Origin of the sequence: Streptococcus mitis (assembly GCF_003942795.1) — a bacterium.
Taxonomy (GTDB): domain Bacteria; phylum Bacillota; class Bacilli; order Lactobacillales; family Streptococcaceae; genus Streptococcus; species Streptococcus mitis_BJ.
On the sequence record NZ_RJNY01000003.1, the window covers coordinates 1 to 24,849 of the forward strand.

A 24,849-nucleotide genomic window follows, 5' to 3' on the forward strand; every position below is an offset into this window, starting at 1 on the left:
TTTCATGTCCTCCTACATAATGGTAACTATATTATATCAGTGAAATAATCAAATCAATCAAAATCGCAAATCTGAAATTTCTATAAGAAAAAATATCAAATATGCGATTTTCTAAAATAAGCCAATTTCCGTGTTATACTATCTTTGTAAGACATTTGAAGCAAATCCTAGGTCGCAGAAGTGGTTTACAAATAAAAATAATTGAAGGAGTGTAAATATGTTGAATTTACAATTTGCAGAAACAATGGAACTAACAGAAGTGGAGTTGGAAAAGGTTTACGGCGGAAATTTCACTATGGCTTGTGTGGGTGAAAATATTGGTTGTGGTGGTAGTGCTTTGCCTGCTTGGGGAGGTAGAGGTATTAGTCCCAGACCTTATGGGGCATTTGATTGGTCGAATGGGCTGATTGAAGGACTGTTTGGAAAACGTCGTAACTAACATTTAGGAGAAAAAACTATGAAAAGGGAAGAAACGAAATTTTACCTAGGTACCATTTTGGTACTTATGTCTTATTACTTGATTTTTAATTTAGTAGTGAGATTAGAGTTCATGGATCAATTATCAGATTTTGGATTTTATGGGGTTCAAATTTTATTGATAGTAATTGAAGGAATTGCTGCTACTGTGGTTCTTGTTAAGAGTCAACGTTGGAAAGAGTACGGTCGCTTCCAGTTTCGTTGGTCCTATCTGGGTCTCTTCTTTCTTTCCTTTATATTGATGTTTTTGTGGGTAAATATAACGACTCGAATCTTTCCCAACACGCAAAATGGTAGTGCTATAAAAGAAACCGTAGCCAATTTGACGGGAATTAGTTATTTTGTGACACGTATTCTCTACGGCAGTCTTATTGCTCCGATAGTTGAGGAGTTAGTTTTCCGTGGACTTCTGATGACAGCCCTATCTAAATTTAAAAAATACTATATTGACGTTATCATTTCTTCCACACTCTTTAGTCTCATCCATGTTTTACAATATGGATGGGTGTTAACAGACTTCATCATATATGCAGGAGCAGGTCTGCTACTCTGCATGCTCTTTCGTTATACACGTTCAATTTATTGGTCAATGGCCCTTCACATCTTGTGGAATACCTTTTTAATTATCGTGAGCTTATTGGTGTTTGGGTATTAGAAAGATGAAATATGAAAAAGATAATCTCACGCTACCACCTTATTATAGCCATTCTACTTGTCATTGATGACCAGTTACTCATTCGTCTGCTATTACACAGCGACCTTGCCGCTGGTCTATCTGACTTTGCCTATTATTTGTCGGATATGATGTTGAATTTTCTTGTGGTTCTGCTTGCTGTTATTGTTATGGTTTGGTCAGGGAAATGGCAGAAAATCAACAGTAGAAAATTTAGAGGTTCCTATCTTCTTTATTCCTTTTTAGCTCTTCTTGCTTTTGTTATTTGGAATTTCGTCACATTTTATCTTTTCCCACCTACAAAAAATGAAATTGCTTATCAACTGGATCTTCCTACTTTTACAGGAGCAACGGCATTTTTGATGTATTTTTTCTATCCTGTGATTGCAGGTCCCATTTTTGAAGAGATGATTTATCGTGGATTGGTGATGACCGCTCTGGAAAAAGGGAAGGAGTGGGGACTGGATGTGCTTGGTTCTGCTGTTTTGTTTGGAATCTTGCACATTAGTAATCACGGTTGGGTTTTGACAGACTTTTTATCATATATGGGTGGTGGTCTCATATTTGCAGTCTTGTTTAGAGTGACAAAGTCCATTTATTGGCCTATTGGACTGCACATAGTCTACAACGGTATTGGTCAGAGTTTACTATTGCTGTAATTTTAGGTGCTCAGTAATATCGGTCTATCCTTGGGGAAAACTTCCCATTTGAACTCAAAAAGGAGTTGCGATGAAAGTATTTATTCAAAATAGAGATTTTAGGCAATTAACCATCAACCAGTGGATTTCAACGGTTGGGGATACGATTTTTTATCTGGCTTTTTTGAATTATGTAGCAGATGCTTCGTTTGCCCCTTTGGCGATTTTACTCATTACGATTTCAGAGACTGTTCCTCAAGTCCTGCAAATCTTTATGGGAGTTTTGGCTGACTTTCAACATCATCGTGTTCTAAAGTATACGGTTATTAGTTTTGTCAAATTTATACTGTATGCTATAGTGGCACTTTCGCTTTCAGGGGAGTCCTTTTCCTTATGGCTCGTATTCTTTATTTGTTTGATGAACCTCTTGTCGGATACGTTGAGTTACTTTTCAGGAGCCATGCTAACTCCTATTTTTATAAGAATCATTGGGAAAGAACATCTGACAGAAGCCATTGGCTTTAAACAATCAACAGTTAGTTTAGTTCGGACAATCAGTAATATTCTAGGAGGGATTTTGCTAGGAATTCTTTCCATTCAGTTCATTTCCTTGCTAAACGCTCTTACGTTTCTGATAGCATTTGTAGGTATTCTCTTCATAAAAAATGATCTTTTGAAAGTTGAAAAAACAATTAGCTATCAAGAAGGTCTTTCTGTAAAATCGTTTTGCCAGCATTTGTTCCAAGCATCGAAATTGATCTGGAATATGGATAGAGTGATTTTCATTTTATTTATCGTCTCTATCAGCCAAGCTGTGATCAATGTCACTGTTCCTATTTCGACTCTTTTTTTAAGAAACCAACCGTTTTTGAATTTACAAACTGGTCAATCTCTCGCTTTGTTATCAACACTAGAATTATCAGCACTTATTGTCGGAAGTCTTGTAAGTGGCTATCTGAAAAATACGATTTCTATAAAAACAGCTCTATACGCTTCGGTCGCCATCCAGTTACTCCTTCTAGTAGGATTTGCCACAGGTCATTTTGGCTTGATTCTGCTTTTCAGCTCCTTGGATGCCTTCATCGCAGGGTTACTCTCTCCTAGATTGCAAGAACTCGTCTTTAAACAAATACCTGAGGAGTCAATGGGAGCGGTTCAATCCTCTATTGGTGCTATTACGGTTGTTTTACCAAGTCTATTCACAATCTTTTTCGTAACGATTGCTACAAGTTTTGGGACCCTAGCGGTTAGCTTTATTCTGTTACTATTGCTCCTAACCGCATTTGTCATGCTCTTGCATATTCGCGAGAGCATTTAGTGGAGAATTTGTATAATAGGTGTTTGAGACTGGATTGCCAGTCTTTTTATGACGGCCAAAATCAGCAGACTTTTTTCTCTTCTTTGAATATGTTATAATAGTCCGTGCTGTGGCTGTGATGACGAACAGACTCAATTGGAGAGAATATGAGGAGAAGATGAAAGAAAAAGGATTCTGGGAAGGTGCACAGGCAGCCATGCCAACGGCCCTTGGTTATGTCAGTATCGGACTGGCCTGTGGGATTATTGGCGCGCCCTATGTGACACCTGTTGAGATGGGCTTGATGAGCCTCTTTGTTTATGCTGGGAGCGCCCAGTTTGCCATGTTGGCACTGATTGCGGTACAAGCGCCTGTCGCAGCCATTGCTATGACGGTCTTTTTGATCAACTTGCGACTCTTTTTGCTGAGCTTACATGCATCGACCTATTTCCGTCATACTAGTCTCTGGCAAAATATCGGCATGTCCAGTCTCCTGACAGATGAGACCTATGGGGTTTTGATGGGAGAATTAGCCCATACAGACAAGGTCAATCCTATGTGGATGCACGGGAACAATCTCAATAGTTATATAGCCTGGTTTATTGGGACAGTTGCGGGGACAGCTTTAGGTGGGCTTCTTCCAAATCCTGAGGTCTTTGGATTAGACTTTGCCCTTGTTGGGATGTTTATCGGGATTTTTACCTCGCAATTTCAGATTATGCAAAGACGGGTTCCTGTACGGAATCTGCTGCTGATCCTAGCCGTTGTTGCGGTGTCCTTCTTTTTGCTCTTGACAGTGGTGTCTCAGTCGCTAGCTGTTCTTTTTGCGACCTTGCTAGGTTGTACCATGGGGGTGGTCTTAGATGGTCAGTAAATATCTTTTGTTAGCCGTTATCTTTTCAGGCCTAGTGACTTGGATTCCCCGCATGATTCCCTTCATCTTGGTTAAGTACAAGGGGTTGCCAGCTATCGTTGAGCGTTTTTTGAAGTTCTTGCCTGTTTCCATTATCTTTGCCTTGATCCTTTCAAGCGTAGTGACTGGCAAGGTTGGCAGCCTTCCTCAGATCAAATGGCTGGACTTTTTAGCAGTCTTTCCAACGGCTTGGGTAGCCTTTCGCTACCGCAATCTAGTGGGTACGGTTCTTTTTGGAGTGGTCTTGGTTGCAGTCTTGCGTTTGGTTTTTTAAATCAGTCATAGAAAAAACTTATCACCGATATAGATATCATATAATGGCGTAAATTTCTTTTTTCTGTTAAGATAATACAGTATTCTATTTTGGAGGAAATGACATGAAAAAAATCGTTAAATATTCATCTCTTGCTGCCCTAGGGCTTGTTGCCACAGGTCTACTAGCAGCGTGCTCAGGTGGAGATAAGAAAGATGCAGCATCAGGTGAAGCAACATCAGGTAAAAAAGAAATCGTCGTAGCAACTAACGGTTCACCAAAGCCATTTATCTATGAAGAAAATGGTGAATTGACTGGTTACGAGATTGAAGTGGTTCGCGCGATCTTTAAAGACTCAGACAAGTATACTGTCAAGTTTGAAAAGACAGAGTGGTCAGGGATTTTCCCAGGACTTGATAGTGACCGTTATCAAATGGCTGTTAACAACCTTAGCTATACCAAAGAACGTGCAGAAAAATACCTTTACGCAGCTCCAACTGCTAAAAACCCTAACGTTCTCGTTGTGAAGAAAGACGACGATAGCATCAAATCGCTCGATGATATCGGTGGAAAATCTACTGAAGTTGTTCAAGGAACAACCTCAGCTAAACAATTGGAAGCATACAACACAGAACATGCGGACAATCCAACGGTTCTTAACTACACTAAGGCAGATTTCCAACAAATCATGTCTCGTTTGAGTGATGGTCAGTTTGACTACAAGATTTTTGATAAGATTGGTGTTGAGACAGTTATCAAAAACCAAGGTTTGGACAATTTGAAAGTCATCGAACTTCCAAGCGACCAACAACCTTATGTTTACCCACTCCTTGCTAAAGGTCAAGATGAGTTGAAATCATTTGTGGACAAACGCATCCAAGAACTCTACAAAGATGGAACACTTGAAAAGCTATCTCAACAGTTCTTTGGTGATTCTTACCTACCAGCAGAAGCTGACATCAAATAAGTTTGTAAATCATCCATTCTGATTAAAATGGGTGATTTCTCAATTTTTAGGTATATAGTTTCAAACTATATGTCTGCCTATCTAATAACAATTTGCTAAATCAAATAAAGTATGAGATACTATTACGGTATTATTTTTAAAGGAGAAAGAATCATGAAAATTAAAAAATGGCTCGGTGTAGCAGCTCTTGCTACAGTCGCAGGTTTGGCTCTTGCAGCTTGCGGAAATTCAGAAAAGAAAGCAGATAACGAAACAGTTGTCAAAATTGCAACAGTTAACCGTAGCGGTTCTGAAGAAGCGCGTTGGGATAAAATCCAAGAATTGGTTGAAAAAGATGGAATTAAATTGGAATTCACAGAGTTCACAGACTATTCACAACCAAACAAGGCAACTGCTGATGGCGAAGTAGACTTGAATGCTTTCCAACACTACAACTTCTTGAGCAACTGGAACAAAGAAAACGGGAAAGACCTTGTAGCGATTGCAGATACGTACATCTCACCAATCCGCCTTTACTCAGGTAAAAATGGAGAAGAAAACAAGTACACCAAAGTGGAAGAAATCCCAGATAACGGTGAAATCGCCGTACCAAACGATGCAACAAACGAAAGCCGTGCACTTTACTTGCTTCAATCAGCTGGCTTGATCAAATTGGATGTTTCTGGAACTGCTCTAGCAACAGTTGCTAACATCACAGAAAATCCAAAGAACTTGAAGATTACTGAATTGGACGCTAGCCAAACAGCTCGTTCATTGTCATCAGTTGATGCTGCCGTTGTAAACAATACCTTCGTTACAGAAGCAAAATTGGACTACAAGAAAGCACTCTTCAAAGAACAAGCTGATGAAAACTCAAAACAATGGTACAACATCATCGTTGCGAAAAAAGATTGGGAATCATCACCTAAGGCTGATGCCATCAAGAAAATTATCGCAGCTTACCACACTGATGAAGTGAAAAAAGTTATCGAAGAAACATCAGACGGTTTGGACCAACCAGTTTGGTAATAAGACACAGGGAGGTGGGAGAGAGTTTCCACCTCTTGCTTTTGTATAGAGAGTTGATTTTAAAGAGGCACTTGTGGTCGTTCCAAGGACGCAAGTACGTAGTAGAAAGAGAGAAAATATGGTTTTTCCTAGCGAACAAGAGCAGATTGAAAAATTTGAGAAGGATCATGTGGCCCAACATTATTTTGAAGTCTTGCGCACCTTGATTTCCAAGAAATCAGTCTTTGCCCAACAGGTTGGACTCAAGGAGGTCGCAAACTATCTGGGTGAGATTTTCAAGCGTGTAGGGGCTGAAGTGGAGATTGATGAGAGCTATACGGCTCCCTTTGTCATGGCGCATTTCAAGAGTTCACGTCCGGATGCCAAGACCTTGATCTTCTATAATCACTATGACACCGTGCCAGCGGATGGCGACCAGGTGTGGACAGAGAATCCTTTTACCCTTTCTGTGCGAAATGGCTTTATGTATGGGCGTGGGGTCGACGACGACAAAGGCCACATCACAGCTCGTTTGAGTGCTTTGAGAAAGTATATGCAGCACCATGATGACCTGCCTGTCAATATCAGCTTTATCATGGAGGGAGCAGAGGAGTCTGCTTCCATGGATCTAGATAAGTATTTAGAGAAACACGCAGACAAACTTCGTGGGGCGGACTTGCTAGTCTGGGAACAAGGGACCAAGAACGCCTTGGAACAGCTGGAAATCTCTGGCGGAAACAAGGGAATTGTGACCTTTGATGCCAAGGTAAAAAGTGCGGATGTGGACATTCACTCGAGTTATGGTGGCGTCGTGGAGTCAGCTCCATGGTATCTTATCCAGGCCTTAAGTAGTCTGCGAGCTGATGATGGCCGTATCTTAGTAGAAGGTTTGTACGAGGATGTTCAAGAGCCAAATGAACGAGAACTAGCCTTGGTGGATACCTACGCCCAACGCAATCCTGAGGAAATCAGTCGCATTTATGGCTTGGAATTGCCTCTCTTACAAGAGGACCGTGTAGCCTTCCTAAAACGTTTCTTTTTCGAGCCTGCCCTCAATATCGAAGGGATTCAGTCAGGTTATCAAGGACAAGGAGTCAAAACGATTTTGCCAGCAGAAGCCAGTGCTAAGCTAGAGGTTCGTTTGGTTCCTGGCCTAGAGTCGCACAATGTCCTGGAAAAAATTCGGAAACAGCTAGACAAAAATGGCTTTGATAAGGTAGAATTATACTATACCTTGGGAGAGATGAGCTATCGAAGCGATATGAGCGCGCCAGCCATTCTCAATGTGATCGAATTGGCCAAAAAATTCTATCCACAGGGCGTTTCGGTCTTACCGACAACAGCGGGAACAGGACCTATGCATACGGTTTTTGACGCCCTAGAGGTACCAATGGTGGCCTTCGGTCTAGGAAATGCCAATAGCCGAGACCATGGTGGAGATGAAAACGTGCGAATCGCCGATTACTACACCCATATTGAATTAGTAGAGGAGCTGATTAGAAGCTATGAGTAGAGATATTATCAAGTTAGATCAGATCGATGTGACCTTTCACCAAAAGAAGAGAACTATCACAGCGGTCAAGGACGTGACTATTCACATCCAAGAAGGGGATATCTACGGAATCGTAGGATATTCTGGAGCAGGGAAATCTACTCTTGTTCGGGTGATTAACCTCCTGCAAAAACCATCTGCAGGAAAAATTACCATTGATAACGACGTCATTTTTGATGGTAAGGTGACCTTGACGGCAGAGCAGCTGCGTCGTAAACGTCAGGATATCGGGATGATTTTCCAGCATTTTAACCTGATGAGTCAAAAGACGGCAGAGGAAAATGTAGCCTTTGCCCTTAAACACTCTGGACTCAGCAAGGAAGAAAAGAAGGCCAAAGTAGCTAAGTTGTTAGACTTGGTTGGCTTGGCGGATCGTGCTGAAAACTACCCTTCACAACTATCAGGAGGGCAAAAACAGCGTGTGGCCATTGCGCGTGCCTTGGCCAATGATCCAAAAATCTTGATTTCAGATGAGTCAACGTCTGCTCTTGACCCTAAGACAACCAAGCAGATTTTGACCTTATTGCAAGATTTGAACCAAAAATTAGGTTTGACTGTTGTTTTGATTACACACGAAATGCAGATTGTCAAAGACATTGCTAATCGTGTGGCGGTCATGCAAGATGGCCGTTTGATTGAAGAGGGTAGTGTTCTTGAAATCTTCTCAGATCCTAAACAACCTTTGACCCAGGACTTTATCTCAACAGCCACAGGTATTGACGAAGCCATGGTCAAGATTGAGAAGCAAGAAATCGTAGAGCATTTATCTGAGAACAGTATCTTAGTGCAGCTCAAGTATGCAGGGGCTTCGACAGACGAGCCACTTTTGAATGAATTGTACAAACATTACCAAGTAACGGCTAATATCCTTTATGGAAATATCGAAATTCTCGATAGCACTCCTGTTGGAGAATTGGTTGTGGTCTTGTCAGGTGAAAAAGCAGCGCTAGCAGGTGCTCAAGAAGCTATCCGTCAAGCGGGTGTCCAGTTAAAAGTATTGAAGGGAGGACAGTAGAATGACAGAGTTGATTCAAACTTACTTACCAAATGTCTATAAGATGGGCTGGGCTGGTCAAGCAGGCTGGGGAACAGCCATTTATCTAACCCTTTATATGACAGTTCTTTCCTTCATTATTGGAGGGTTCTTGGGGCTTGTTGCAGGTCTTTTCCTCGTCTTGACAGCACCAGGCGGTGTCTTGGAAAATAAGGTTATCTTTTGGATTTTAGACAAGATTACCTCTATTTTCCGTGCGGTTCCTTTCATCATCCTCTTGGCAATCATGTCGCCACTGTCTCACTTGATTGTAAAGACGAGTATCGGGCCAAATGCAGCCCTTGTCCCACTTTCTTTTGCAGTCTTTGCCTTCTTTGCCCGTCAGGTGCAGGTGGTCTTGGCTGAGCTGGATGGTGGTGTCATTGAGGCGGCGCAGGCTAGTGGAGCGACATTCTGGGACATCGTGGGTGTTTACCTATCAGAAGGTTTGCCAGATTTGATTCGTGTGACGACTGTGACCTTGATTTCCCTTGTTGGGGAAACAGCTATGGCGGGAGCGGTCGGAGCTGGTGGTATTGGTAACGTAGCCATCGCTTATGGATTTAACCGCTACAATCACGATGTGACTATCTTGGCAACCATCATTATCATCTTGATTATCTTTACAATCCAATTCTTGGGAGATTTCTTGACCAAGAAATTAAGTCATAAATAAATGGAAGGAGCCCAACGGGACTCCTTTTTGTTTTCTTACCGAAATGCAAGAAGAGTAAAGTTTCTTTTTAGAAATATGCTATAATAAAGAAAGGCCTCTCAATTAGCAAATCGGAAAGTTTGCTGTAGGAGGGATGATAATGTAAAGGAGTTTGTCTGGTATGAATTATTTCGAGGGGAATGATTTCTTCCTTCTCTTGTTTGTAGTTTTACTGATTGGTTTTGTGGTAAACTTTTTTGAAAAACGTAAGGACTACTATATTTTGACGCTCTCCCTCTTATTTGCAGGAGCTATCTATGGTAAGAGTCGAGCGATGATGGTCTATTTGCTCGCCTTTATCGTTTACCAGTATTTTCTGGTTTTTCTAGCGCAGAGGATAGAGGCAAAGCGGCTGAAACCACTAGTTTTCCTTTCCATTCTTCCTTTGGTAATCAATAAAGTCTTTGCCCTGACTTCTCTGCATTTGTTGGCCTTTATTGGAATTTCTTACATGTCCTTTAAGACCATTCAGATCATGCTAGAAATATCGGATGGCTTGATCAAAGAAAAAATCAGTGTAAAAGATTATCTACAGTTTTTGCTCTTTTTTCCAACAGTTAGTGCTGGTCCGATTGATCGGAGTAGGAGATTTTTAAAAGAGATAAACGAGGTCATGCCCCGAAAAGAGTATCTAGAGTTAGCAGGGGACGGTGTGTATCGTATCGTTCTAGGCCTTCTTTACAAGGTTGTTTTATCAACCTATGTTTACCAGATGTTACTCGCTCTAAATAATACTGGCACAGTCGTTTACTCAATCAAGTATATGTACCTCTATACCTTGTATCTGTTCTTTGACTTTGCAGGCTATAGTCTAATGGCCGTTGGAAGTAGCAACATTCTAGGTATTCAGACACCGATGAACTTTAACAAACCTTTCTTGAGTGTTGATATCAAGGATTTCTGGACCAGATGGCATATCACCTTGTCGACCTGGCTGAGAGATTTTGTATTTTCAAGAGTATTGATGCAGGTTATCAGGAAAAAATGGTTTAAAAATAGACTACACAATGCAACCTATGCCTATATGGTCAATATGTTGGTCATGGGTTTTTGGCATGGTCTTAGTGTTAGTTACATTGTCTATGGTTTTTATCATGGTATCTTGATGGCTGGATTTGAAGTGTATCAAAAGAAAAGCAATTTTTATAAGAAAAATAAAAATAAAAACTGGTATAAGCTACTAAGTTGGTTTGTGACCATGCATTTGGTTATGATTGGTTTCTTTATCTTTTCAGGTGAACCCTATAAAATCTTACTGACGATTTTAAAGAGATAAGAGATTGAAAAGAAGTCTGCCAGACCGAAGGGATAGGATAAAACGAGATGATTAAATTAAAAGCATTTTTACTATCGCTTGTGCTCGTAATTGCGACGCTTGCCCTTTTAAATGTGACGTATGTCAAGAAGATTGATGATTATTATAAAGTCAAGGATAACAGTATTCGTTATAGCACCTCGTATGAAAAGTATAAAAGTAGAGATATTCTAACAAGTAATATCACCCCCAATACACTGGTTCTAATGGGTTCTTCAGAGTTGGTTGCGACGATAAATGAAGACTATCATCCAAATAAAATTTTTAACTACAACGATTTTAATATCATGCAGATTGGGACCAGTTATTCTCAAAACATCATTCAGGCTTCTACTTTAGCCTCTATTGAAGGATCTATGAGTAAGCGAAAAGTGGCTATAGTAGAGTCGGTTCAGTGGTTTGAAAAAGATGGGACTCATCAAGATGCTTTTTTGAACAAGGCTTCTCAGGAACATATTTTTCACATGCTAGATAATGACAAGATTAGTAAAGAAACGAAAGAAAAACTAATCAATCGCATTATCGAGATTACCAAGGGGAACAAGCAACAAAATGACATCTACAAAAAATACAAAAGTTATTTCATAGATGGAAAAGGAACCATTGTTGATAAAAAACTATTAGAGTTAGATAACGCGATGTATTCCTTTAAGCTCAAACAGACTTTTTATCAAAAACATGCTAAATCAGATTATCCTTCACTAGGAGACAAAACCCCAGACTATGATTGGCAGAAGATGACGGATCAGTTTGTGGAAGAGGTCAAAAAGAAAACAGACAATAATGACTATGCTGTTGATAATAACTACTACAATACTTACTTAAAAGATCGCTATGCATCGCTGAAAGATTCCAATAAAGATTTGAGTTACCTAGAGTCACCGGAGTATTCAGATATGGAACTTTTCTTGACAGTTGCCAAAGAATTGGGCATTGAAGTTGAGGTTATTATTTTCCCAGTAAACGGGAAATGGAATGACTACACTGGTGTCTCAAGAGAGATGCGAGAAAAAACTTATAAAAAAATAGAAGATGTCGCAAAAAGCCATGGTGCAACCGTATTAAACTATGGAAACAGAGAGTATGATGATTACTTTTTATTTGACGTGATGCACGTTGGAGTGAAAGGATGGATGGAAGTTGAAAAAGAACTTTACAAATTTGCAAACCAAGCTAACTAACACACATCGTTTAATCTTGTGGACACTATTTTTCTATACGGTTATCTTGAGCATCGTGATTTACTGTTTTGTGACTGATTTTTCGAATATTCAAGAATTTATCTATAGTGAATTTTAAGACTGTATACAAAAAGGCCCTGGAACTAGGCATTGCTAGTCTTCAGGGCTTTTACATTATAGTTTATCAGCTATTTTTTGACTTAGAAATTGCCCAACCACAGCCCCAATCAAGGCGCCTAGAAGGATGCTTACGACAAAGAGAAGGATTTTGTCTAACTCGGGAGCGACCATGATACGGTCAATGTATTCTTGGGATTTCCCACGTGCAAGTAAGGTGGCCACGTAAGCCTTGGGACTGATCCACATGAGGAAGATAGGGCCACTTGTGCTAAAAGCAAAGACGAGGAAGGAGAGGGTGTTTTTGATTCGATCTTTGTAGTTTCCGAGACGAGCGATGGCATCTGCCGCAAGACCACAAGCGAGTCCTGGGAGAAAGGCACCGGCGCCATGCTTGCTAGCTAGGAAGAAAATTGCCATAAAAAGTCCCAGAGTGGTGATAGCGCCAAAACGAGGGACCTTCGTCAAAAGAAGCATGTAGACACTGCCACCGACAAGTGCAGAAAAGGCAGGTGCGTAGAACATATTGCCTGTTTGATCGACCAGGTGTCCTAGTAAGACTCCAATCCCTACACAGAGAAAGTAGAGAACGGCAGCCAAGAGGGTGGTTAAGATATTTTTCTTCATGAGAATCTCCTTGATGCGAATTAACAAAACCAATTGTATCACGCTTTTTGAGGATTGTAAATGGGAGTTCTATATTTTTGAAAACGTTTGAAATATGATATAATAGTTACATCGTTAGTTTAAGGAGAGTAGCATGGGAAAATTTCTAGAATTCGTCTTTAATCGTATCTTTTTGGGAATGATTGCGACAGCTTATTTCTGGCTATTAACACTAGCAGGAGGAGTAGTCTTTGGTTTGGCCCCAGCTAGTGCCACCCTGATGAGTTTGTATGCGGAGCATGGTTATACCTATCGAGCATACCATTTGAAGGAAGCTTGGGAATTGTATAAGAGCAATTTTGTCAAGAGCAATCTGGCTTTCTATAGTTTTGTGTTTGTGGATCTTGTCCTAGTTTATGGTTTGTATCTTCTAGTTCAATTGCCCCACCAGACGATCTTCCACCTCTTGGCAACCTTTCTCAATGTCCTTGTAGTTGCTCTTGTCTTTCTAGCCTACACTGTTTTCTTGAAACTTCAGGTGTACTTTGATTTATCCTACAAAAATACCTTGAAACTGTCCCTTATCGGGATTTTCATGAGCTTACCTGCGATTGCCAAGGTTTTACTCGGGTCAGCTCTCCTTGTAGGAGTTGGTTATTATATGCCTGCCTTGCTCTTTTTTGTAGGAATTGGAATGTGGCATTTCTTTATCAGTGATATGTTGGAACCTATTTATGAAAGTATCCATGAAAAATTGGCGACAAAATAGAATGAAGCAGTTTTGGCTTCACTCTCTTTTACGGATTTATAGTTTGGTTATGATTGTGGTCATTGCTAGTTTTGCGATTATGCTATCGTATGCTGACTGGGACTCACGTGAGAAAGAGGCCCAACGGGTTGCGGAACGTGTGACTACTCGGACGGTGAGCGAAGTGGAATATTATCACAGAGAATCAACTCAACTTGCTCAGTCTTTGGTTGAAAATCAAGCCCGCATTGAAGGAATTTACAAGTATTTCAGTCTTAGCACCCCAGACTATTTCTATTGGCAATTAGAGCGTAAAACTTCGCCTTATATTTCTGTTTCCTTGTATGAAAATATTGATAATATCTATGTTCGGAATGATTTTGTGACTGGAGTGGCTATTGTCCTTCAGGACTATAAGGAAGTGTATGTTTCGACTAGAGAAAAACGCAGCGGAGAGAAAATCCCTGCAGAGGATTTTAAGCCGACAGCCAATAGTTTTGCCATTCCTGTTTCCGATCCTGTGTCTGACAAGGATTTAGGAGTGATCTATATCTCCTTATCGCCAGATGTTCTCCATGGAGCCATTGACAATACAAGGGGCCATATCCCGATGGCTGTAACAGTGACTTCTCCTTTTGAGACCGAGATGTTCCATATTGGGGAGAAGGTATCAGCCGAGAGGGAGAACTGGTTTGTAGGTGTCACCTCTCACGGTTATCAGGTTCGAGCTGCTGTTCCTAAAAATTTTGTTCTTACAGGAACTTTGACGAGTTCAGCTATTATTATTGGACTAAGTATCCTCTTTATCATCATTTTGTACGTGACTCTTAGACAGACTTTTTCAAATTACCAAAAACAGGTCGTAGATCTAGTAGATTCGATCGAGGTGATTGCTCAAGGAGAAGAAGGCCTTCGAATTGATACCTCTGAAAAAGACCAAGAGTTGCTTCTCATTGCAGAAACAACCAATGATATGTTGGATCGTCTGGAAAAAAATATCCACGATATCTATCAGCTAGAGCTCAGTCAAAAAGATGCCAATATGCGAGCCCTACAGGCTCAAATCAATCCTCACTTTATGTACAATACTCTGGAGTTTTTACGGATGTATGCCGTCATGCAAAGTCAGGATGAACTGGCAGATATTATCTATGAATTTAGTAGCTTGTTACGCAACAATATCTCCGACGAGCGGGAAACCACGCTGAAGCAAGAGTTGGAATTTTGCAGAAAGTATAGCTATCTCTGCATGGTGCGTTATCCTAAATCCATTGCCTATGGTTTCAAGATTGCACCAGAATTGGAAGAAATGAGAATTCCAAAATTTACACTCCAACCATTAGTAGAAAACTACTTTGCTCATGGTGTTGACCATCGCAGAACAGATAATGTCATCAGTATCAAAGCCTTGAAGGGCCAAGGATTCGTTGAAATCCTAGTAGTAGATAATGGTCGGGGAATGTCCGCTGAGAAACTAGCTGCCTTGCAAGAAAAATTAACTCAGCGAAGTTTTGAACACGAAGCAAGCTATAGTGGAGAGCGGCAATCAATTGGAATAGTAAATGTACACGAACGCTTTGTTCTCTACTTTGGGGATCGCTACCAAATCAGTGTAGAGTCAGCTGAGCAAGAAGGTGTTCGTTACCATATCACTATCCAGGATGAATAGAAAGGGTAGAAATGTATAAAGTTTTATTAGTAGACGATGAGTACATGGTGACAGAGGGGCTCAAGCGATTAATCCCCTTTGAAAAATGGGATATGAAAGTCGTCGCGACAGCTAATCACGCAGATGATGTTTTGGACTACGTCAAGGAAAATCCAGTAGATGTGGTCATTTCCGATGTCAATATGCCAGATAAGACCGGACTTGAGATGATTAGGGAAATGAAAGAGCTACTTCCAGATACCTATTATATCTTGCTATCTGGTTATCAGGAGTTTGACTACGTCAAAAAAGCCATGAACCTTAGTGTCGTGGATTATCTGGTCAAGCCAGTAGACAAGGTGGAGTTGGGCAATCTATTAGAAAAGATTGCGCGACAGCTTCAAGAAAAGGTGGAACAAAATCAGACCCTCAGTCAAGAATTGGATGAAGAAGGCTTTATCAGTTTCTTAGCAGGTAAAGACAGCTGGTGGATAGGACTTTCAAAGGAAAAGCAAGGCTCTTTTACCATTCCTTACTATGTTTTGGGACAAGATTGGCAGATTTTCATCTCTGATCAACCACTAGATGGCATCGTCGTAACCCCATTTGAAGCACCCTACCAGCAGTCCTTTGAAAAATGGAAGATCAACGCAGAAAAAGCCCTCTTTTACGGTTCTGTCAATCTAGAAAAATCCGAGAGTCTATTTGCTTATTACGAACCGATTTATCGGGTGATTATCCAAGGGAATATCAATCAAATCATCGAGGAATTAACCTTGCTAGAGAAGGTCGTTTTGGAGAATACTCCGCGCGTGGCCATCACGAAGCAGCTCTTCACCCAGTTTGTCATGGATGTCTTTCATTTGTTTGAACACCTAAAAGCAGATGATATGACCGAGATTGTCAAAGCCATCCATGCCATTAACTCCTTTGAAGAATTGGTTGCCTATATCAAAGAAACCTTGACCAAGTTCTTTGGCCAGTACCGCATGAATGAAAATGTGGTGAGCGTTCTGGAGGTGATTGGGCGTGATTATCAGAAAGAGCTCTCGCTCAAGGATATCAGCAAGGATCTCTTTATCAATCCTGTCTATCTCGGGCAGCTGATCAAAAGAGAAACCAACTCAACCTTTGCGGAATTGCTTAATAAACAGCGAATTAAGGCAGCGCAGCAACTCTTACTTTCGACCAGTGATAGCATCGAAGATATTTGCTATGCAGTTGGCTACAGTAATGTTGGATATTTCTACAAGGTTTTCCGTAAATTGTGCGGAAAATCACCAAAAGCTTATCGAAAACAAGTTGAAACCAGCTTGTAAAAGTTGTATTCCTGTACAAAAAATGCTATAATGTTCAAAATATCTTATGGAGGAAAACATGAAAAAGAATCCTATTTATCTTTGGGTCTTGTTAGTCCTATCAGCTCTCATTTCATCTATGTCACTATTTGGAATCTTGAGTCCATTGCCAAGTAAAGATGCTCTTCGTGCTAGCCTGGCGAATAGCGGGACGCTCACTGCCCAGCAATTAGAAGACACGGTCAACTATACTTACAAAGTGTCAGAATCCTCTCACTCTATTTTTAATATGTCGTTGATTGTGTTATCTGCAATTCTAGTTGTAGTAGCCTTTGTATTTCTCGTACGTAAAAACGTACAATTCGCAAACTATACTTATGTTGGCTATGTTTTACTAGCTATTGTTGGTTTGGTTTATAGCTATATGAACGTTCAAGATGCAGTTCAATTAATCAAAGATAGTGCCCTTGGCTTAGGAATGGGAGCATTAGCAAAAGGGACGAATATTTTGTTCATCATCATCAATGTTCTCTTTTTAGCCTTAGTCTTTTACAAGATGTGGCGCCAACAAAAGGACTTGGCTGAGGAAGTTGAAGCAGAAGAAGCTGCCTAAGTATTGACAAAAAAGAACTATCAAGTTACAATTTTGGTAGTTCTTTTTATATCGTAAACATAAAAATCGAGGTCAACATGAAAAAAATATCCTTAGTGTATATCAGTCTGAGTGGGAATACAGAGAGTTTTGTAACCCGACTCAAGGACTATCTCTTGTCCCAGTACGAAGGGATTGAGGTCCAAAAAATCCATATCAAGGACCTAGTCAAGGAAGGTCAAGAATTTTTTGAAATGGAACATCCCTATATCGCTTTCTTGCCGACCTATCTAGAAGGTGGAAATGGTGTCGATAACGGCGATGTCGAGATTTTAACAACTCCACTGGGCGACTTTATCGCCTATGGGGACAATGCTAGTAAGTGTTTTGGGGTAGTGGGTTCTGGTAATCGTAATTTTAACAATCAATACTGCCTGACAGCCAAGCAGTATAGCCAGCGCTTTGGCTTCCCGGTCCTAGCAGACTTTGAAATGCGTGGCATGCTGGGAGATATTAAAAAGGTCGCAGCGATCATTGCAGATTTGTATGAGTTAGAAACAGAAAAATAAAGTAGTACTGAGGGGCAGTTGAGATTTTCAACTGCTTTTTGTGTATACAAAAAGCACCCCGTAAGGGTGCCATTTATAAACTATCCTGCTTTTCCGATAGCAAGTGCATAGATAAAGAAGATAGCGAAGCCAAAGAGGAAAATCAATCCTGCGATAGCGAGGAGTTTTAGCCAAGAAGGAAGATTTTTATTTTCACGTGTCACCAATACATAGTTCAAAAGCGCGAAGAATGGTGTTGTCAGGAAAGAACCAATCATGGCGAAGCGAAGCATGGTTGAAACTTGACCAGCAAAGAACTTGATGATGACAATACCGATAATAGCTGTGAGGGTCATCCAGATGTTCAAAGATTTGCTATCATCCTCTTTTTGACTTAGCAAGAGTCGTAGGGAAACCTGATTAACGCGAGAATAGCCATCGATAACAGTAATGACTGTTCCAAAGATACAGAGAAAGGCGATGAAGGTGATCAAATAACGGGACCATTCTCCAAGAACAGAGGCATACATACCCACGAATTGAGAGATGTATTTGGCTGAAGCGGCTTCAACTGCTTGTCCTGTAGGATACTGAATGAGTGCTCCGAGTGCTACAAAGAATACAGCTAGGATAGCAGTTCCAATGTAACCAACGTTAAAGTCGAAAAGAGCATCCTCTGTATTAAAGTTTACGGTCTTTTTCTTTTCAGCAGACCAGAGTGAATTGATGGCTGAAATTTCAATAGGGGCAGGCATCCATCCTAGGAGGGAAACGATAAAAGGGAGGGCTGCCATTTGCCAAGGTGTCTTCTCGACAAAATCAGAGCTGTATTCTGGATGCTTAATTGCTGCAATGATAACTGCAAGAACAGTTGCAATGGTCAAAGCAGACATGATCCATTTTGCCATACCATCCAACAGTTTGTAGCCACCAAAGAGTAGCATGGCCCAAATGACTGCAACAAGGATGAGGGACCATTGAGTGATGCTAAGACCGATCATTGGAAAAGCGCTAGCGATGATGGCTGAGCAAAGAATAGCGACCCCGGCTGTGTTGACCATAGCAGAAAAGACATTGAGGATAAAGAAAATCCAGAGATAGAACTTGCCTTTTTCAGCGTAGCCTTCGACCAAGGTTTTACCAGTATCAGCAGTATATTCTGCACCAAAACGGAAAAATGGATATTTAAAAACATTGGCCAAGATAACTAAGAGAAGTAGTGACCAACCATAAGAACCACCAGCTTGAGTGGAGGATACGATGTGAGAACCTCCAACGGCGGCAGAAGCCATTAGGATACCTGGCCCCATTGCCTTTAGTTTGCTTGCCCAGGTTGACTGGCTTGATAACGTAACTTGTGACATAATAGATGCTCCCGTTTTTGAATTTTCAGAATAATCTGAATAGGTAGCTTCTATTTTACAAAAAACTTAAAAGAAATGCAAGAATATTTTGAAAAAAGTTGGAAAGTTCTGAAAAAATTACAAAAACCATATGAAAATAACCGTTGCTGTTTCAAGGGGATGATGTTTACTAGGGCCAATAAAAATCCGAGAAGTTTTCTTCTCGGATTTCGGTTATTTCAATTGATCTGTGACGTCTTTTGATAGCAACATTCCCAGATGGTAAGTTTTATTGATATATGCAATGACATCATTGATATTTTCAGTCGTTTGAATTTTTTCTTTGATGTCAGACCTGAATGTCTCATCCTTCAAGAGTTGCTCTTGGTAGAGTCTTTGAAGTCTTTCCTTCTCGTACTTATTGAGCAGAAAAAGGAAAACCAAGCTAACTATAACGAGGATATAAGCATATTGGCTCATAAGGAATCTCCCATATGATAAAGAAATAGTAAAAGTGAATAAATTGTTTCATTAAACAGCTACAAGGCCGAACAAAATATAAATGTTATTTCGCCTCAACCTTTCAGATTGCTTTCAAGTAATTTAAAAGATTAGAACCTAAATCAAACTAAATCGATGTTATTTGGTTTGACAAGTTAGTGAAGCGCCTAACCAAATCCTTGATAGGATTTGCGTTAGTTACTTATACTCTTCGAAAATCAAATTCAAACCACGTCAGCGTCGCTTTACCGTACTCAAGTACAGCCTGCGGCTAGCTTCCTAGTTTGCTCTTTGATTTTCATTGAGTATTAGACTGCTTTACAATAAAGTGATTAAAAGATTACGACATGAGCCTAACCAAATCGATATTATTTGGTTAGGTGAATTAGTGAAGCGTTTAGGCAACTCGTACTGGTTACGACGTCATGGCCTCTAAATCGATTATATTTAGGGGCCATGACTAGTGAAGCAGTTAGCTAGTCCGCATATAGCGGCTAGCGTCTAACAATTAGGAACTTTAGTTCCAATTGTTAGTGCTGAATCACATCTTCTCCGGCGCTTCTACTCCGAGCAAACGAAGAGCTTCTTTGAGGACGACTGCGGTTGCATAGCTGAGGGCCAGACGGCTGTCGCGCTCAGGACTTTCATCTAGAATACGTGTATGTGCATAGTACTTGTTAAAAGCTTGAGCCAAACTAATCGCAAATTTCGCAATGATAGAAGGTTCAAAGTTATCTGCTGCACGATTGATAATACGTGGGAAGTCTTGGAGTAGTTTAATGATTTCCCAGCTTTCAGCATCGTTCAAGCTGTAGTTGCTAGCTGCATCTGGTTTGAAATCGGCTTTGCGCAAGATAGATTGGATACGAGCGTAGGCGTATTGAACGTAAGGTCCAGTTTCTCCTTCAAAGGATACCATAGCTTCAAGGTCGAAGTCATATCCATTTGTACGGTCGGTCTTAAGATCATAGAACTTGATAGCCCCAACTCCAACAGCGTGGGCAACTTGGTCTTTATTTTCTAACTCAGGATTTTTCGCTTCGATTTGGGCCTTGGCACGACTAACAGCCTCAGCGATAGTCGGTTCTAGCAAGATGACATTTCCTTTACGAGTAGAGAGTTTTTTCCCTTCTTTTGTTACCAATCCAAACGGAACATGGACAATGTCTTGGCTCCAATCGTAGCCCATCTCTTGTAGTACTGCCTTGAGTTGTTTGAAGTGGGCAGATTGCTCTTGACCAACAACATAGATGGATTTTGCAAATTGGTATTCGTTTTTACGGTAAAGGGCTGCAGCCAAGTCACGTGTGATATAGAGAGTTGCACCATCAGATTTTTTGATAAGGGCTGGATGTTCAATTCCATATTTCTCAAGATTGACAACTTGGGCCCCTTCTGACTCAACAAGAAGTCCTTTTTCAGCGAGAATGTCTACAACAGCATCCATCTTATCGTTGTAAAAGGCTTCCCCGTTGTAGCTGTCAAATTTGACTTGCAACTCATTGTAAAGGCGGTTGAATTCCACTAAACTTTCATCACGGAACCATTGCCAGAGAGCGAGGGCTTCCTCATCTCCATTCTCCAGTTTACGGAACCATTCGCGTGCTTCTTCATCCAAGCTAGGGTCTTTTTCAGCTTCAGCATTGATGCGAACGTAGAGTTTAAGAAGTTCATCGATTGGATGCGCTTTAACGGCTTCCTCATTTCCCCATTTCTTGTAGGCAACGATCAACATTCCAAACTGTTTGCCCCAGTCTCCTAGGTGGTTGACCTTGACCGTTTGATAACCGATTTTTTGGAAAATATGTGACAAGCTATCTCCGATAACTGTTGAACGCAAGTGCCCAATAGAGAATGGTTTTGCGATATTGGGACTAGACATATCGATAACGACATTTTCTTGCTTGCCAATGGTTTGGTCAGCATAGTGCTCTTTTTCAGTGATAACATCCTGTAATACTTGAGCCGAAATAGCAGATTTATCAAGGAAAAAGTTGACGTAAGGTCCTGTAGCAACAACCTTTTCAAAGGCTTGACTATTGATTTTTTCAGCAATATCTGCTGCAATCATTTGCGGAGCTTTACGCTCGACCTTTGCTAGAGAAAAGGCGGGGAAGGCGATGTCTCCCATTTCTGAGTTTTTAGGTGTTTCCAGTAAATTTAAAATAGCCTCTTGGTCCAGGCTATCAATGACGCTAGCCAACTCGCTAGCAATCAATTCTTTTGTATTCATAAGGGCTCCTTTTTGGACTTTTCTACTATTTTATCACAATTTACTACATTTTTTGAGAAAGAAAAGAATTTTTTTGAATTATCTATTTTTTTTGGTATAATGTAGTTATAAAATAAATGTAAAATTTGTTATAAATATGCACTTAAGAGGATAATATGAGAAAAAGAGAACGGCATCAATTGATTAAAAAGATGATCACCGAAGAAAAACTTGGGACACAAAAAGAGATTCAAGATCGTTTAGAAGCTCGTAATGTTTATGTGACACAAACGACTTTGTCGCGTGATTTGCGTGAAATCGGCTTGACCAAGGTTAAGAAAAATGATATGGTGTATTATGTACTAGCAAATGAGACAGATAAGATTGATTTAGTTGAGTTTTTGTCTCATCATTTAGAAGGAGTTGCAAGAGCTGAGTTCACCTTGGTACTTCATACCAAACTTGGGGAAGCTGCAGTCTTAGCAAACATTGTAGATGCAAACAAGGATGAATGGATTTTAGGAACGGTTGCTGGTGCTAATACCTTATTGGTTATTTGTCGAGACCAGCACGTTGCCAAGCTGATGGAAGATCGTTTGCTAGATTTGATGAAAGATAAATAAGGTCTTGGGAGTTGCTCTCAAGACCTTATTTTTAGCAAGGAGAGACGGAAAATGGCAACAGAAAAGCTATCACCCGGCATGCAACAGTATGTGGATATTAAGAAACAATACCCAGATGCTTTTTTGCTTTTTCGGATGGGTGATTTTTACGAGTTGTTCTATGAAGATGCAATTAATGCAGCACAGATTTTAGAAATTTCCTTAACGAGTCGGAATAAAAATGCAGAAAATCCGATACCCATGGCGGGTGTCCCCTATCATTCTGCCCAGCAGTATATCGACGTATTGATCGAGCAGGGCTATAAGGTGGCCATTGCCGAGCAGATGGAAGATCCTAAACAAGCAGTTGGGGTTGTCAAGCGAGAGGTGGTTCAGGTCATCACACCTGGAACGGTCGTCGATAGCAGTAAGCCGGATAGTCAGAATAATTTCTTGGTTGCCTTAGATCGTGATGGCAGTCAGTTTGGTCTGGCTTATATGGATCTGGTGACGGGTGACTTTTATGTGACAGGTCTATTGGATTTCACGTTGGTTTGTGGGGAAATCCGTAACCTAAAGGCGCGAGAAGTGGTGCTGGGTTATGACTTGTCTGAGGAAGAAGAACAAATCCTCAGCCGTCAGATGAATCTGGTGCTTTCTTATGAGAAAGAAGGCTTTGAGGACCTTCATTTACTGGATCCACGACTGGCAGCTGTGGAGCAAGCGGCAGCTAGTAAGCTGCTCCAGTATGTTCACCGTACCCAGATGCGGGAATTGAACCATCTCAAACCAGTTATCCGCTATGAAATCAAAGATTTCTTACAGATGGACTATGCGACCAAGGCTAGTTTGGATTTGGTTGAGAATGCCCGTTCAGGCAAGAAGCAAGGCAGTCTTTTCTGGCTTTTGGATGAAACCAAAACAGCTATGGGGATGCGACTCTTGCGTTCTTGGATCCATCGTCCTTTGATTGATAAGGAGCGAATCATCCAACGTCAAGAGGTGGTGCAGGTCTTTCTTGATCACTTCTTTGAGCGCAGTGATTTGACAGACAGTCTCAAGGGTGTTTATGACATCGAACGTTTGGCTAGTCGGGTTTCTTTTGGCAAGACCAATCCAAAGGATCTCTTGCAACTGGCGACTACCTTATCTAGTGTGCCACGGATTCGAGCGATTTTAGAAGGCATGGAGCAACCTTCCCTGGCCTATCTTATCAAACAGTTAGATGCCATCCCTGAGTTGGAGAGCTTGATTAGTGCTGCCATTGCTCCTGAAGCTCCTCACGTGATTACGGAAGGTGGCATTATCCGTACGGGATTTGATGAGACATTAGACAAGTACCGTCGTGTGCTCAGAGAAGGGACTAGCTGGATTGCTGAGATTGAGGCTAAGGAGAGAGAAAACTCTGGCATCAGCACGCTTAAGATTGACTACAATAAAAAGGACGGCTACTATTTCCATGTGACTAATTCGCAACTGGGAAATGTGCCAGCCCACTTTTTCCGCAAGGCAACGTTGAAAAACTCAGAACGCTTTGGTACCGAAGAATTAGCCCGTATCGAGGGAGATATGCTGGAGGCGCGTGAGAAGTCAGCCAACCTAGAATATGAAATCTTTATGCGCATCCGTGAGGAAGTCAGCAAGTACATCCAGCGTTTGCAGGCTCTAGCCCAAGGAATTGCTACAGTTGATGTCTTGCAAAGTCTGGCCGTTGTGGCTGAAACCCAGCATTTGATTCAACCCGAGTTTGGAGACGATTCACAAATCGATATCCAGAAAGGGCGCCATGCTGTCGTTGAAAAGGTTATGGGAGCTCAGACCTATATTCCTAACACTATTCGGATGGCAGAAGATACGAGTATTCAGCTAATCACAGGGCCAAACATGAGTGGGAAGTCTACCTACATGCGTCAGCTAGCCATAACAGCGGTTATGGCCCAGCTAGGCTCGTATGTGCCAGCAGAAAGTGCGCATTTGCCTATCTTCGATGCTATCTTTACCCGTATCGGAGCAGCAGATGACTTGGTTTCAGGTCAATCAACCTTCATGGTGGAGATGATGGAGGCCAATAATGCCATTTCGCATGCGACCAAGGATTCCTTGATTCTCTTTGATGAGTTAGGACGGGGAACTGCGACTTATGACGGGATGGCTCTTGCCCAGTCCATCATCGAATACATTCATGAACATATCGGAGCCAAGACCCTCTTTGCGACCCACTATCATGAGTTGACCAGTCTGGGGTCTAGCCTGGAACACTTGGTCAATGTTCACGTGGCAACCTTAGAACAGGAAGGACAAGTCACCTTCCTTCACAAGATAGAACCAGGACCAGCTGACAAATCCTACGGTATCCATGTGGCTAAGATTGCTGGCTTACCAGCAGAACTTTTAGCAAGAGCGGATAAGATTTTGACCCAACTGGAGAATCAAGGGACGGAAAGTCCTGTTCCCATTAGAGAAACAAGTGCTGTCACAGAGCAGATGTCACTCTTTGATGCGCCTGAAGAGCACCCTATTCTAGCAGAATTAGCAGAACTGGATGTTTACAATATGACACCTATGCAGGCTATGAATGTCTTGGTTGAGCTCAAACAAAAATTATAAAAAGAGCCCATTCACATTTTTGTGAA

General features: G+C 41.1%; 24 protein-coding genes. 20 read left to right on the forward strand and 4 right to left on the reverse strand.

Annotated features, from left to right (window positions below; all coding sequences use genetic code 11):
- Nucleotides 1–217: 217 nt before the first annotated feature.
- The 13 genes from D8847_RS01945 (at nt 218) to dltD (ending at nt 12,001) form a co-directional block, all read left to right on the forward strand.
- Complete coding sequence (locus D8847_RS01945; RefSeq protein WP_084874794.1) at nt 218–439, forward strand: hypothetical protein; 222 nt, start codon at nt 218–220, stop codon at nt 437–439.
- 18 nt (nt 440–457) lie between these two features.
- Nucleotides 458–1,132, forward strand: coding sequence for a CPBP family intramembrane glutamic endopeptidase (locus tag D8847_RS01950; RefSeq protein ID WP_125840437.1), 675 nt, complete (start codon nt 458–460; stop codon nt 1,130–1,132).
- An 11-nt stretch (nt 1,133–1,143) separates the two neighbouring features.
- On the forward strand, nt 1,144–1,809 hold the full coding sequence (locus tag D8847_RS01955) for a CPBP family intramembrane glutamic endopeptidase (RefSeq protein WP_125840438.1): 666 nt from the start codon (nt 1,144–1,146) through the stop codon (nt 1,807–1,809).
- A gap of 70 nt (nt 1,810–1,879) precedes the next feature.
- Complete coding sequence (locus tag D8847_RS01960; RefSeq protein ID WP_125840439.1) at nt 1,880–3,106, forward strand: MFS transporter; 1,227 nt, start codon at nt 1,880–1,882, stop codon at nt 3,104–3,106.
- A gap of 157 nt (nt 3,107–3,263) precedes the next feature.
- On the forward strand, nt 3,264–3,959 hold the full coding sequence (locus tag D8847_RS01965) for an AzlC family ABC transporter permease (RefSeq protein ID WP_080980337.1): 696 nt from the start codon (nt 3,264–3,266) through the stop codon (nt 3,957–3,959).
- Nucleotides 3,949–4,272: an AzlD domain-containing protein gene (locus D8847_RS01970; RefSeq protein ID WP_033605725.1), complete on the forward strand. Its 324-nt coding sequence runs from the start codon at nt 3,949–3,951 to the stop codon at nt 4,270–4,272. Before D8847_RS01965 ends, D8847_RS01970 begins: the two co-directional genes overlap by 11 nt.
- Before the next feature lie 103 nt (nt 4,273–4,375).
- A complete protein-coding gene (locus D8847_RS01975) occupies nt 4,376–5,218 on the forward strand; it encodes an amino acid ABC transporter substrate-binding protein (RefSeq protein WP_125840440.1) in 843 nt (280 codons plus the stop codon).
- A gap of 153 nt (nt 5,219–5,371) precedes the next feature.
- On the forward strand, nt 5,372–6,226 hold the full coding sequence (locus D8847_RS01980; RefSeq protein WP_084939976.1) for a MetQ/NlpA family ABC transporter substrate-binding protein: 855 nt from the start codon (nt 5,372–5,374) through the stop codon (nt 6,224–6,226).
- 118 nt (nt 6,227–6,344) lie between these two features.
- Nucleotides 6,345–7,718: a M20 family metallopeptidase gene (locus tag D8847_RS01985; protein WP_125840441.1), complete on the forward strand. Its 1,374-nt coding sequence runs from the start codon at nt 6,345–6,347 to the stop codon at nt 7,716–7,718.
- On the forward strand, nt 7,711–8,772 hold the full coding sequence (locus tag D8847_RS01990) for a methionine ABC transporter ATP-binding protein (RefSeq protein ID WP_125840442.1): 1,062 nt from the start codon (nt 7,711–7,713) through the stop codon (nt 8,770–8,772). The genes D8847_RS01985 and D8847_RS01990 overlap by 8 nt, the downstream gene beginning before the upstream one ends.
- Before the next feature lies 1 nt (nt 8,773).
- Nucleotides 8,774–9,466, forward strand: coding sequence for a methionine ABC transporter permease (locus D8847_RS01995; protein ID WP_000137507.1), 693 nt, complete (start codon nt 8,774–8,776; stop codon nt 9,464–9,466).
- A 160-nt stretch (nt 9,467–9,626) separates the two neighbouring features.
- A complete protein-coding gene (dltB, locus tag D8847_RS02000; RefSeq protein WP_125840443.1) occupies nt 9,627–10,781 on the forward strand; it encodes a D-alanyl-lipoteichoic acid biosynthesis protein DltB in 1,155 nt (384 codons plus the stop codon).
- A 47-nt stretch (nt 10,782–10,828) separates the two neighbouring features.
- On the forward strand, nt 10,829–12,001 hold the full coding sequence (gene dltD / locus D8847_RS02005; protein WP_057488843.1) for a D-alanyl-lipoteichoic acid biosynthesis protein DltD: 1,173 nt from the start codon (nt 10,829–10,831) through the stop codon (nt 11,999–12,001).
- A 174-nt stretch (nt 12,002–12,175) separates the two neighbouring features.
- On the opposite strand, the gene D8847_RS02010 is transcribed toward dltD, so the two are convergent.
- Nucleotides 12,176–12,745 carry an MptD family putative ECF transporter S component gene (locus tag D8847_RS02010; RefSeq protein ID WP_125840444.1) on the reverse strand — a complete coding sequence of 190 codons (570 nt, stop codon included), beginning with the start codon at nt 12,743–12,745 and terminating at the stop codon, nt 12,176–12,178.
- A gap of 133 nt (nt 12,746–12,878) precedes the next feature.
- Here D8847_RS02010 and D8847_RS02015 point away from each other — a divergent pair, with 133 nt between their 5' ends.
- From D8847_RS02015 to nrdI, 5 genes are all read left to right on the forward strand, one after another.
- Complete coding sequence (locus tag D8847_RS02015) at nt 12,879–13,493, forward strand: YesL family protein (protein ID WP_125840445.1); 615 nt, start codon at nt 12,879–12,881, stop codon at nt 13,491–13,493.
- Entirely contained in the window at nt 13,471–15,141 is a 1,671-nt protein-coding gene (locus D8847_RS02020) for a sensor histidine kinase (RefSeq protein WP_125840446.1), read from the forward strand. Before D8847_RS02015 ends, D8847_RS02020 begins: the two co-directional genes overlap by 23 nt.
- A gap of 11 nt (nt 15,142–15,152) precedes the next feature.
- The gene (locus D8847_RS02025) at nt 15,153–16,439 is read left to right on the forward strand and encodes a response regulator transcription factor (protein ID WP_125840447.1); all 1,287 of its coding nucleotides are present in this window, start codon (nt 15,153–15,155) and stop codon (nt 16,437–16,439) included.
- Between the two features lie 58 nt (nt 16,440–16,497).
- Nucleotides 16,498–17,031 (forward strand): ABC transporter permease, encoded by a 534-nt coding sequence (locus tag D8847_RS02030; RefSeq protein ID WP_125840448.1) that lies wholly within the window; start codon nt 16,498–16,500, stop codon nt 17,029–17,031.
- 77 nt (nt 17,032–17,108) lie between these two features.
- On the forward strand, nt 17,109–17,579 hold the full coding sequence (nrdI, locus tag D8847_RS02035) for a class Ib ribonucleoside-diphosphate reductase assembly flavoprotein NrdI (RefSeq protein WP_007520838.1): 471 nt from the start codon (nt 17,109–17,111) through the stop codon (nt 17,577–17,579).
- An 80-nt stretch (nt 17,580–17,659) separates the two neighbouring features.
- Here the strand turns inward: nrdI and D8847_RS02040 are convergent, their stop codons facing one another.
- The 3 genes from D8847_RS02040 to argS form a co-directional block, all read right to left on the reverse strand.
- Nucleotides 17,660–18,922, reverse strand: coding sequence for an NRAMP family divalent metal transporter (locus tag D8847_RS02040; RefSeq protein ID WP_125840449.1), 1,263 nt, complete (start codon nt 18,920–18,922; stop codon nt 17,660–17,662).
- 213 nt (nt 18,923–19,135) lie between these two features.
- Entirely contained in the window at nt 19,136–19,381 is a 246-nt protein-coding gene (locus tag D8847_RS02045) for a MarR family transcriptional regulator (protein WP_125840450.1), read from the reverse strand.
- 562 nt (nt 19,382–19,943) lie between these two features.
- Nucleotides 19,944–21,635 carry an arginine--tRNA ligase gene (argS, locus tag D8847_RS02055; protein ID WP_125840451.1) on the reverse strand — a complete coding sequence of 564 codons (1,692 nt, stop codon included), beginning with the start codon at nt 21,633–21,635 and terminating at the stop codon, nt 19,944–19,946.
- A gap of 155 nt (nt 21,636–21,790) precedes the next feature.
- Here argS and argR point away from each other — a divergent pair, with 155 nt between their 5' ends.
- Both argR and mutS read left to right on the forward strand, forming a co-directional pair.
- Entirely contained in the window at nt 21,791–22,237 is a 447-nt protein-coding gene (argR, locus tag D8847_RS02060; protein WP_001231483.1) for an arginine repressor, read from the forward strand.
- A 51-nt stretch (nt 22,238–22,288) separates the two neighbouring features.
- On the forward strand, nt 22,289–24,823 hold the full coding sequence (mutS, locus tag D8847_RS02065; protein WP_125840452.1) for a DNA mismatch repair protein MutS: 2,535 nt from the start codon (nt 22,289–22,291) through the stop codon (nt 24,821–24,823).
- Nucleotides 24,824–24,849: the final 26 nt, after the last annotated feature.

Bases quoted from the DNA above. Each gene is read 5' to 3' on its own strand.
- D8847_RS02020 (WP_125840446.1), top strand. From the start codon at position 13,471: ATGAAAAATTGGCGACAAAATAGAATGAAGCAGTTTTGGCTTCACTCT.
- D8847_RS02030 (WP_125840448.1), top strand. From the start codon at position 16,498: ATGAAAAAGAATCCTATTTATCTTTGGGTCTTGTTAGTCCTATCAGCT.
- D8847_RS01975 (WP_125840440.1), top strand. From the start codon at position 4,376: ATGAAAAAAATCGTTAAATATTCATCTCTTGCTGCCCTAGGGCTTGTT.
- nrdI (WP_007520838.1), top strand. From the start codon at position 17,109: ATGAAAAAAATATCCTTAGTGTATATCAGTCTGAGTGGGAATACAGAG.
- D8847_RS01970 (WP_033605725.1), top strand. From the start codon at position 3,949: ATGGTCAGTAAATATCTTTTGTTAGCCGTTATCTTTTCAGGCCTAGTG.
- D8847_RS01965 (WP_080980337.1), top strand. From the start codon at position 3,264: ATGAAAGAAAAAGGATTCTGGGAAGGTGCACAGGCAGCCATGCCAACG.
- D8847_RS01945 (WP_084874794.1), top strand. From the start codon at position 218: ATGTTGAATTTACAATTTGCAGAAACAATGGAACTAACAGAAGTGGAG.
- D8847_RS02015 (WP_125840445.1), top strand. From the start codon at position 12,879: ATGGGAAAATTTCTAGAATTCGTCTTTAATCGTATCTTTTTGGGAATG.
- D8847_RS01995 (WP_000137507.1), top strand. From the start codon at position 8,774: ATGACAGAGTTGATTCAAACTTACTTACCAAATGTCTATAAGATGGGC.
- D8847_RS01960 (WP_125840439.1), top strand. From the start codon at position 1,880: ATGAAAGTATTTATTCAAAATAGAGATTTTAGGCAATTAACCATCAAC.
- argR (WP_001231483.1), top strand. From the start codon at position 21,791: ATGAGAAAAAGAGAACGGCATCAATTGATTAAAAAGATGATCACCGAA.
- D8847_RS02045 (WP_125840450.1), bottom strand. From the start codon at position 19,381: ATGAGCCAATATGCTTATATCCTCGTTATAGTTAGCTTGGTTTTCCTT.
- D8847_RS01950 (WP_125840437.1), top strand. From the start codon at position 458: ATGAAAAGGGAAGAAACGAAATTTTACCTAGGTACCATTTTGGTACTT.
- D8847_RS02025 (WP_125840447.1), top strand. From the start codon at position 15,153: ATGTATAAAGTTTTATTAGTAGACGATGAGTACATGGTGACAGAGGGG.
- argS (WP_125840451.1), bottom strand. From the start codon at position 21,635: ATGAATACAAAAGAATTGATTGCTAGCGAGTTGGCTAGCGTCATTGAT.
- dltD (WP_057488843.1), top strand. From the start codon at position 10,829: ATGATTAAATTAAAAGCATTTTTACTATCGCTTGTGCTCGTAATTGCG.
- D8847_RS01985 (WP_125840441.1), top strand. From the start codon at position 6,345: ATGGTTTTTCCTAGCGAACAAGAGCAGATTGAAAAATTTGAGAAGGAT.
- D8847_RS01980 (WP_084939976.1), top strand. From the start codon at position 5,372: ATGAAAATTAAAAAATGGCTCGGTGTAGCAGCTCTTGCTACAGTCGCA.
- D8847_RS01990 (WP_125840442.1), top strand. From the start codon at position 7,711: ATGAGTAGAGATATTATCAAGTTAGATCAGATCGATGTGACCTTTCAC.
- D8847_RS02040 (WP_125840449.1), bottom strand. From the start codon at position 18,922: ATGTCACAAGTTACGTTATCAAGCCAGTCAACCTGGGCAAGCAAACTA.
- D8847_RS02010 (WP_125840444.1), bottom strand. From the start codon at position 12,745: ATGAAGAAAAATATCTTAACCACCCTCTTGGCTGCCGTTCTCTACTTT.
- dltB (WP_125840443.1), top strand. From the start codon at position 9,627: ATGAATTATTTCGAGGGGAATGATTTCTTCCTTCTCTTGTTTGTAGTT.
- mutS (WP_125840452.1), top strand. From the start codon at position 22,289: ATGGCAACAGAAAAGCTATCACCCGGCATGCAACAGTATGTGGATATT.
- D8847_RS01955 (WP_125840438.1), top strand. From the start codon at position 1,144: ATGAAAAAGATAATCTCACGCTACCACCTTATTATAGCCATTCTACTT.